Here is a 466-nt window from a genome sequence, read left to right as displayed (position 1 = left end):
CCCCCAGCCAGATTCTTCGCAAGCTCGCCTCTTACCCGCGCCAGAATGAGCTGGCCCTCGCATTGCGAGAGGTGGGCCGCATCGAGCGAACCCTGTTCATGATCGACTGGATTCTTGATGCCGGCCTCCAGCGCCAGGCTCAGATCGGCCTCAACAAGGGTGAGGCCCACCACGCCCTAAAGCGCGCCATCAGCTTCCACCGCCGAGGTGAAATCCGGGATCGATCCGGCGAAGGCCAGCACTATCGCATCGCCGGAATGAACCTGCTCGCCGCCATCATCATATTCTGGAACACCATGAAGCTCGGCGAGGTCGTCAATACCCGGGCCGCCAGCGGTACCCATATCGCGCCTGATCTACTCGCCCACGTCTCGCCGTTGGGATGGGAACACATCAATCTAACCGGGGAATATCGCTGGCCCAAATCCTTAGCGTAGGATTCCGCCCCCTCCCGCAAACGCCCCCT

Annotated in this window: 1 protein-coding gene; it reads left to right on the top strand. The window is 61.6% G+C overall.

What is annotated here, in order from left to right; all coding sequences use genetic code 11:
* Positions 1-437, top strand: a 437-nt coding sequence (locus AX703_RS07330; protein ID WP_156451952.1) for a Tn3 family transposase, incomplete at its 5' end; no start/stop codon positions are given.
* Positions 438-466 lie beyond the last annotated feature (29 nt).

It is taken from the genome of Novosphingobium sp. CCH12-A3 (assembly GCF_001556015.1).
Classification (GTDB): Bacteria; Pseudomonadota; Alphaproteobacteria; order Sphingomonadales; family Sphingomonadaceae; genus Novosphingobium; species Novosphingobium subterraneum.
The sequence above is the reverse complement of the archived record's forward strand: the minus strand, read 5'-3'. Positions and strand labels throughout refer to the sequence as shown.